This window comes from Anaerolineae bacterium (assembly GCA_016931895.1).
Lineage (GTDB): Bacteria > Chloroflexota > Anaerolineae > 4572-78 > J111 > JAFGNV01.
Genome location: JAFGDY010000085.1, coordinates 1 through 6,781, shown reverse-complemented (window position 1 = coordinate 6,781; position 6,781 = coordinate 1). Strand labels below are relative to the sequence as shown.

7 protein-coding genes are annotated in these 6,781 nt (G+C 55.1%); 5 read left to right on the top strand and 2 right to left on the bottom strand.

What is annotated here, in order from left to right; genetic code table 11:
- Positions 1–195 precede the first annotated feature (195 nt).
- Entirely contained in the window at positions 196–822 is a 627-nt protein-coding gene (locus JW953_06845) for a LysE family transporter (protein ID MBN1992405.1), read from the top strand.
- A gap of 108 nt (positions 823–930) precedes the next feature.
- Here the strand turns inward: JW953_06845 and JW953_06840 are convergent, their stop codons facing one another.
- Complete coding sequence (locus JW953_06840) at positions 931–1,701, bottom strand: SIMPL domain-containing protein (GenBank protein MBN1992404.1); 771 nt, start codon at positions 1,699–1,701, stop codon at positions 931–933.
- 264 nt (positions 1,702–1,965) lie between these two features.
- On the opposite strand from JW953_06840, the gene JW953_06835 reads away from it, so the two are divergent.
- Together JW953_06835 and JW953_06830 are read left to right on the top strand one after the other, a co-directional pair.
- Positions 1,966–2,808 carry a pentapeptide repeat-containing protein gene (locus tag JW953_06835; protein MBN1992403.1) on the top strand — a complete coding sequence of 281 codons (843 nt, stop codon included), beginning with the start codon at positions 1,966–1,968 and terminating at the stop codon, positions 2,806–2,808.
- Between the two features lie 79 nt (positions 2,809–2,887).
- On the top strand, positions 2,888–4,216 hold the full coding sequence (locus tag JW953_06830; protein MBN1992402.1) for a hypothetical protein: 1,329 nt from the start codon (positions 2,888–2,890) through the stop codon (positions 4,214–4,216).
- Here JW953_06830 and JW953_06825 read toward each other — a convergent pair.
- Complete coding sequence (locus tag JW953_06825) at positions 4,199–4,948, bottom strand: DsbA family protein (GenBank protein ID MBN1992401.1); 750 nt, start codon at positions 4,946–4,948, stop codon at positions 4,199–4,201. The two genes, JW953_06830 and JW953_06825, sit on opposite strands and share 18 nt — an antisense overlap.
- A gap of 194 nt (positions 4,949–5,142) precedes the next feature.
- Here JW953_06825 and JW953_06820 point away from each other — a divergent pair, with 194 nt between their 5' ends.
- Together JW953_06820 and JW953_06815 are read left to right on the top strand one after the other, a co-directional pair.
- Complete coding sequence (locus JW953_06820; protein MBN1992400.1) at positions 5,143–5,844, top strand: hypothetical protein; 702 nt, start codon at positions 5,143–5,145, stop codon at positions 5,842–5,844.
- Positions 5,845–5,879: 35 nt separating this feature from the next.
- On the top strand, positions 5,880–6,623 hold the full coding sequence (locus JW953_06815) for a hypothetical protein (protein MBN1992399.1): 744 nt from the start codon (positions 5,880–5,882) through the stop codon (positions 6,621–6,623).
- Positions 6,624–6,781 lie beyond the last annotated feature (158 nt).

The following is a 6,781-nucleotide window of genomic DNA, read 5'->3' as shown; positions in this document are numbered from 1 at the left end:
GCATGCCACAAGCCTGTTTTTTACCTTTTTACGAAGCTATTTTGTCCCTTTTCCCCCTACGGTATGTCCCCAGCCCTTTACGCTTACTATTTTTTGATAGCTTATTTATGTAGGGGCGGTACCATCCTCCAAAATTGACGGAATCCGCAATCCGCCATATAGTCAGCAAATTACTATTTTGGGGGAGATTATTGTATGGCCGATCATCTGTTTACAACCGGCCTTGTGCTTGGATTTGCCATTGCCGCCCCGGTTGGCCCCATTGGGGTCTTGTGTATTCAACGCACCTTGAACCTCAGCCAAAGGCACGGTTTGGTCTCCGGCCTGGGCGCGGCCACTGCCGATGCGGTTTATGGCAGCATGGCCGCCTTTGGCCTGGCCCTGCTGACCGATTTTCTCCTGGCGCAGACGGATTTTTTGCGGGTGGTGGGCGGCGTATTTTTGGGCTACCTGGGCCTTAAAACGTTTCTGGCCGGTATCACCACGGATTCAGTCTCAAACTCCGCCGAATCGCTGGGTGGGGCTTATCTATCAACCTTCTTTTTGACCTTGACCAACCCGATGACCATTCTTTCGTTTGCCGCCATTTTTGCCGGCGTGGGCCTGGCCGAAGCCGAACGGAGTTACCTTTCGGCCGGTCTGCTGGTGCTGGGGGTCTTTTTGGGGTCCGGGTTGTGGTGGTTGCTGCTGAGCTTTGGCGTTGGTCTTTTTCGCCGCAGGTTTGACGCGCGGATGTTGCGGTGGGTCAATAAAGGGGCAGGCGTTATGATCATTGGTTTTGGACTGGCCATCTTGTGGAGTTGGTTGAGCGGATTTATTTAAACGTATTGCTTGTTTGTTTGAAGGAAGATAATTTAGGGGTCACAAAATCAAGTTTGGCGCGTAGAACGAGGCCAATGGCCCCGTTCCACGCCAAACTAACAGGTTTGGTTATCGCAAAATAGCATAAGTGATTTGCAATTGCACCGTCACCGTCACGTCGCCGGGGGAGATGGGACCGGCCCCGCCGCCACCCAAGCCGGAGGCGGCGTAGGATTGTTCACTGACGTAATAGGCGCCCTGGTCAATCACCTCACTGATGCTGACCACTTCCCCCACGGCCACGCCGTTCAACTTGGCCAATTCTTGCGCCGTGGCCTGGGCGTTTTCCACAGCCTTGGTCCGGGCCTGGGATTTTAGCCGGCCGGTGTCCGACAGGCGGAAATCAACGCTATTGATACTATTGGCCCCGGCCTCGATGGCCGCGCTCAGAATATCGGTCACTTTATCCAGATCGCGAATGGTTACCTGCACGTTGTTGCTAACCTGGTACAACACCTCGCCGGTGGGACCCTGCGGGCCGTAAGGCCGGTCAACGTAAACGCTGTAGTACGAGGTTTGAATGTCTTTATCCGCAATCCCTTCGCCCTTGAGCGCGGCCAGCAGGCTGTTCATATCCTGGGCCGCTTTATCGGTGGCTACTTTGGCGTCTGGGTCTGATACCTGCACGCCAATAAAAGCCTGGGCAATGTCGGGCGCGGCGCTGACCTGGCCTTCGCCGACCACGGTAATGGTGCGCGGCAGATCGGTTTCGGCTCGTAATTCGCTGGCTTCGGCCACCGGCAGGCCCACACGGACCAAACCCAGGGCCAATACACCAACCAGCACTAATAGTCCTATCCCAAGGATAGAGAGGCTAAAACTTTGAGGTTTAATTTTCATAGGTTATTTCTCCTTGATGATGCGTATTTTGATAGACGTTGTTTGGGAATAAACAGTTCTCGAATCAAAAAGGATACGGTGAACCGCATCCCCTATCTTCTATCACTATTTTACCACACCTGTTAGCATTTTGCCGGTTTGCCACCCTACTCCCGGCTGATAGTGAAGGCGACGGTTAGGCGTCATCTTATCAGCGGTTGAGTTTCACACACTAATTTTGACGAGATGGTTCACCTGTGAGACAATGGGGCGTCAAAATTAGAGATGAGAAATGAGCGTTTGAAAATTAGAAATAAAAAATCGGCGTTGAAACTTACGGTGGGGCTGGTTGGCCTCACCTTGACCTGGGCGGCCTGTACGCCTGTTCATTGTCCGCCAGATTGCGTTGGGGCCAACCTGGCCGGGGCTGACCTGCGCCAGGTCAACCTGGCCGGAGCTGACCTGCGCCAGGTCAACCTGGCCGGAGCCAATCTCCAAAAGGCCAATTTGAGTGGAGCTAACCTGAGCGGCCCTTTCCAACAACAGGGCGTTGACTTGTCTGGCGCAAATTTGGCCGGAGCAAATCTGACCGGGGCTAACCTAAGCGGGGCCAATTTGAGCCAGGCCAATCTCCAGGGTGCGGACCTCAACCAAGCCAATCTGCATGGAACCATCCTGATGGGCGCTAAAATTGATGACACAACCCGGCTTGAGGCGAAATGGCGCCTGGTGGGGGACATTGTCAACAACGGGGGTAGAGGCCGTGATTTAAGCGGCGCCGACTTGAGCGAGGCTAACCTTTGGGGCGTTGACTTGAGCGAGGCCAATTTAAGCGGCGCTTATTTGAGGTGGGCTAATTTAGGCGAGGCCAATTTAAGCGGCATAAATCTGGAAGGGGCTGATTTGAATTGGGCCAATCTCAGCGGGGCCAATCTGAGCCAGGCTAATCTAAATGGCGCGGACCTGAGATGGACGGATTTGCGTTGGGCTAATTTGAGCGGCGCCATGATGGCGGATGGGGTTGATGCCCGTGGCGCGTGGCTGCGCGGAGCCAACCTGGCCGGAGCCAATTTTGATCGAGCCTGGTTGAGCGGCGCGATTATGCCGGATGGCTCCAGGCATGAGTAAAATTTGACATTTCTTGTGGAAGAAATACGGAGGCTGGCGGGTCTGAACACACCGCGCCCCAAGAAAGACTAATGTTTAGATGGCCTTGACCGGAAAACGCATTTATGTTGGCTTTGGTTTTGGCGCCATTCAGGCCGGACTTTTTCTTTACGAGGCTTTTGGCGCTGCTGCCTTTGGGCGATTGGTGGTGGCTGAAGTTATACCGGAGGTCGTGGACGCCGTTCGCCGGGCCGGGGGGTATTTCTCCCTCAACATCGCCCACGCCAAGCGCATCGAGCAGGCCAGGATAGGGCCAATAGAGATTGAAAATCCGGCCCAGGCCGCAGACCGCCAGCGCCTCATGGCGGCCATTGCCCAGGCCCAAGAGATTGGCACGGCCATTCCCAATGTCACGGCCTACGTGTCGGAGGGGCCGGGCAGTCTGCACCGCATCCTGGCCCAGGGGCTGCGGCAGAAGGTGGTTAAGGGGGGGCCGCGCGCCGTAATCTATACTGCCGAAAATTACAGCCACGCCGCCGAACTTTTGCAAGAAAAAGTGCTGGCCCAAATTCCACCCTCTGAGCAGCCGGCAGTTTGTTCTCGCGTGCGGTTTCTCAACACCGTGATTGCCAAAATGAGCGGGGTTGTGGCCGACCCTCAACACATGCGCCAGGCCGGTTTAACCCCTATCACGCCCAAAAGTCAACGCGCTTTTTTGGTGGAATCCTTCAACCGGATTCTGATCTCAAAAACCCAATTTGACGAAAAAGAGGCGTCTTTCCAACGAGGCATTGGTATTTTTACGGAAAAGGAAAATCTTTTGCCCTTTGAAGAAGCCAAGTTTTATGGCCATAATGCCGCGCACGCTCTGGCGGCCTACCTCGGCGCTGTCAAAGGAGTGCAGCGCATTGCCGATTTACAAGCAGCGCCGGGCGTATTTGCTTTTTTGCATGCGGCCCTGGTTGAAGAAACCGGCCAGGCCCTGATCCGCAAATACGCTGGGCTTGACCCTCTCTTTACCGAGGCCGGTTTCCGTGAATTTGTTGACGATCTCCTGGAGCGGATGTTCAATCCTTACCTGCAAGATACCGTGGAGCGGGTGGGGCGAGACCCGGCCCGCAAACTGGGCTGGGAAGACCGGCTCATTGGCGCTATCCGCCTGGCTTTACAACAAGGGATACAGCCTCGCCGTTACGCCCTGGGGGCCGCGGCGGCCCTGGCCATGCTGGCCGGAGAAAAGCCGGACCTGGCGGCACACCCGGAAGCCTGGTTAAGCCCCCTGTGGCAGCCGGCAGCGCCGGCCAAACAGGAGCAAGTAGCTGTGTTGGCGTTGGTTGAGGAGGGTCGGCGGCGGTTAAAGCGATGGATTGAATCCGGGTTCCAGGATTTGGAAAGCTTGTTCAGAGATAATCTAAGGCTTGGCGGCTAACTGTTCCTCAATCACCTGCTGAAAAACTGCAAAAGGCTGCGCCCCGGAAATAAAAACGCCGTTGACCAAAAAACCGGGCGTCCCCTGCACCCCTAACGACTGAATGGTTTGCGACTCCCGCATCACTTGATTGGTGTAACGACCCGTAGTCAGGCATTCTCGAAAAGCATCCATATCCAGCCCTATCCCCCCGGCCAATTTAACCAGATTATCCTCGGTCAGGGAAGTGCGGTTTTGAGCCTGATCAACAAACACCTGGTTATGAAAATCCCAAAACTCACCCTGCTCGGCGGCACATTCGCTGGCCTCGGCAGCGCGGACAGAGTCTGGGCCTAAAATGGCCAGGTGTTTATAGGTAAAACGAACTTGGCCGGGGTCAATATATTCCTGGCGCAGTTGCGGCAGCGTCTCGGCGGCCCAACGCCCGCAGAAGCCGCAGCGAAAATCACTGAACTCAACCACCGTTACCGGCGCATTGACGTCGCCTAAAAAATGGCGGGCGTCGGCAAGGAGAAAATCCATAATGGTTGGTGTTGGCTGCTGTTGAATAGTTTCTGAGGGAGCGGGCGGGGCCGCTTGCGCCGCCGCTGCGGCTGCGGGCGTGACCATTACAGTCACCACCACTTCTGCCGGGGGCATCACCACCGGGCGTCCCATAAAACCAATGGCCACGCCCACTCCAAACACGGCTATCAGCATAAGGGTCAAATACAAAGGTTTGATTCTGTTCATCAGTTTGGTCTCCTCGCGGGAATTCTGTTTAGAAAATCTTCATCTATTTTCATTAATTCTGCGTGAATGTCAATAAATTTTGAACATACCGACATTTGGCTTATACTGTAGGGCCAAAATGGGTAAAGCAAATTCCGCCAATTACCCGATGACAACAACCGGGGCGTGTGCTAAAGTAAGAAAGTTGATGGCTGATGGAGCTTAAGCAATACTGGCAGATCTTGTGGAAACGAGCCTGGATACCGGCCCTATTGGTGGGGCTGGTGGGGGCCATAAGTTGGTTGACCGCCCAAACCCCGCCCACCACCTACAACACCAGCATGCGTTTTACGGTAGGCGTTAAACCGCAAGAACTGCCGGAGCAATATAGTTACGACAGCTACTATGCCTGGCTCTCTTCGGAATATCTGGCCGATGATCTGACGGCCATTGTCGGCAGCCAGGCCTTTGCCGCCGACGTTAACCAACGATTGGCCGAAATGGGCAGCCCGGCGCAAATTCCGCCAGGGACTATTGGCGGGGTGACCATTGCCGAAAAGCAACACCGCATCTTGCGCTTAAACCTCAGTTGGGGCAACGAGGCCGAACTGGCCGACATTGCCCGGGCGATTGTGGTGGTGATGGAGCAAGACAGCCCCAAGTATTTAACCCAACTGGGCACGCCCGGCGCGCTCATCAAGGTCATTGACCCGCCCTCACTCCCTACGGCCAATCCTCCCGCCCTCACCCGGCGCCTTGATTTGCCGGTGCGCCTGCTGTTGGCCCTGGCCGCCGGGATAGCGTTGGCTTTTCTGTTGGATTATCTGGACGACAGCGTGCGGGGCGGGTCGGAATTGGAAGCAATGGGTATTCCGGTGCTGGCCGAAATACCGGGGAAAATAGCAAATAGCAAATAACAAATTTGCGATTTGTAATTTGCAGAAGGAGTGTTATGGAAATCACCGATTATGTCAGAATATTGCGCAAACGGGGTTGGATTATCGTGGTGGTCGCATTTATTGCTGCCGCCAGCGCCTATGGGTTTAGCAAAATGCAAACGCCTATTTACAGCGCCAGTGTGCAGCTTAGCGTTAACCCGGCCCGGCTGGATTGGGGGTTGAGCAATACTATCAAAGACCTGTTACGCAACTATGCCACCAACCTCCGCACGCACACCATGGCCCAAGAGATTATTGACCGTCCCAGCGGCGATGTTGGCCCATTGGATATGAGTTCCGAACAATTGCTTGGCAAATTGTTCGTCAACCCGGATTCTTCAACTTTTACCCTGCAAATCGAAGCCCGCGACGAGGACCCCCAGGTGGCCATGCACATTGCCCAAACCGCAGCCGAAGTTTTTGTGGCCGACCGCGACGCCTGGAACCAGCGCCAGGACAAACGCGACCGGGTGGAAGTGACCATTGTGGACAATGTTTACAACCTGGGTTACGAGCAATACTCCCCTAAAACTAAAATCAATACCCTGGCCGCAGGCTTATTTGGGGTCCTGGTGGGCGTGCTGGTTGTCTTTTTTTTAGAATGGCTGGAAACGGACATCATCCGTACCTCGGCCGATGTGGAGCGAGCGATTGGCGTGACCGTTTTGGGCGCTATCCCGCCCACCTCCGGCGACCCGGCCTCTGCCACCGATAAAAAACACCGCCAGCTTGTGCCGCGACTGCGGGGCACCAATTAAAGATACTCCCGGACCCTTACCAACACATAAATAATCAAGTTGCTACCCTTTAGTCGTCGTGTCATTCCGAAGGTTCCATAAGGCCGGGGCCTTATTCAACCGGAAAAGAAACGAATGGGGGGGCACCCCCCAAGCCCCCCGGCCTACCGGCAGTTTCT